This is a genomic window from Brevibacillus sp. LEMMJ03 (assembly GCF_007197875.1).
GTDB classification, from domain to species: Bacteria; Bacillota; Bacilli; order Brevibacillales; family Brevibacillaceae; genus Brevibacillus; species Brevibacillus thermoruber.
Window position 1 is genome coordinate 1 of record NZ_VKJN01000054.1, and the last position, 799, is coordinate 799.

1 protein-coding gene is annotated in these 799 nt (G+C 42.7%); it reads right to left on the reverse strand.

From position 1 onward, the window contains the following. Nucleotides 1-45: 45 nt before the first annotated feature. Nucleotides 46-799, reverse strand: a 754-nt coding sequence (locus FOI68_RS22745) for an IS3 family transposase (protein WP_143864416.1), incomplete at its 5' end; no start/stop codon positions are given.

Below are 799 nucleotides of genomic sequence, written 5' to 3' on the forward strand. Positions count from 1 at the left end.
TGGTCTTATCCCCGTCAAGTGGACAGTTCAAAACAAGCCCTTGCTTTACGCAGCCTCAGCTCGGTATTGAACTGGGCTGAGACTGCGTAAACGAGCTTGAATCCGTTCGTGATTGTAAAAATGAATGTAACGTTCGATTGCTTTATTCACCTCTTCTTCGGTTCCGAAGGAATCCAAATATATACATTCTGTTTTGAGGTGGCTGAAAAAGCTTTCGATACAAGCGTTGTCCAGGCAGTTTCCTTTTCTCGACATACTTGGAGTTATGTTATACGCTTGTAATAGATTCTGATATGCTCTGGACGTGTACTGGCTTCCCTGATCGCTATGTAGCAGGACGCCGTTCACGTCTCTTTTTTGTGTCGCTGCCTTCACAGTATCTAAGACGAGGGATAAATCATTCTGTTTGCTGACCTTATAGGCAATTACCTCATTATTGAAAAGGTCGTAAATGACAGACAGATACAGCCGTCTTCCGTTAAAAATGATATAGGTAATATCTGTAGCCCATTTTTCAGTAGGTCGTGACGCAGCAAACTCACGGTTCAACTTGTTTTCTGTTATCACGATTGGCTCTTTGCGTCCATAATACTTTCGTTTCCTGCGAATACGTGATTGGATCCCCAACTCTTTCATCAGTCGGTACACACGTTTATGATTAATTCGAATGCCATGGACCCGGTATAGCCACATCTTAATTCGAGGATATCCGTATATTCCATTGACCCGTTGATGACAATGCAAAATCAGCTTTTTTAACTCTTGGTCTTCCGCGTATTTTCTCGTCGGGTTCTTCTGT